Genomic DNA, 508 nt, shown 5'->3' on the forward strand with positions numbered 1-508 from the left:
GAACGCTAAGGTGTCACGATGGAGGCGGCGGAGCTGCCGGAATTGTGACCACCGTCTGGTTGGAACTCATTTATTAACTCGTTTTCGATGAAGTTTCTCATCTTGCTTCTCTGCAGGAAAATCTCTCTAGGAACTTCTGACCTAACCAGTGTTATTTCGTCTCTTTCGTAACTGTAGAGATAGATCGAATACTGCTCTAATACGAATTCGTTCACCTTTGGCTTAAAGCGAAAGATACCATCTCTGGACCCGATCTCAGGTCCGACCACGTCAAACAATCTATCCTCTTTTGAGTTTGTGATAACTGCTGGGGAAATCTGACGTTTCTTTCCAAATATACTGTAAAGTAGAAAGTGTTTTTGCCCTGATATTGTTAGGCCGTATCCCTCCGGATGTGAAGGAAACAGGTCTGTAGGATCATATTCCGGGTTTGCTCTGAAGGTTGAGGTTAGAACAAGAGTGAACGCTATGATTATACTGATATGTACCTTCTTCATCTTTCTTCCAA

At 43.1% G+C, this 508-nt stretch carries 1 protein-coding gene; it reads right to left on the minus strand.

Annotated elements, in window-relative coordinates; all coding sequences use genetic code 11:
• Positions 1-5 precede the first annotated feature (5 nt).
• A partial coding sequence (locus tag JIN87_RS28030) for a hypothetical protein (RefSeq protein ID WP_234033685.1) occupies positions 6-508 on the minus strand: 503 nt, incomplete at its 5' end.

This window comes from Pelagicoccus mobilis (assembly GCF_016595505.1).
Classification (GTDB): domain Bacteria; phylum Verrucomicrobiota; class Verrucomicrobiia; order Opitutales; family Opitutaceae; genus Pelagicoccus; species Pelagicoccus mobilis.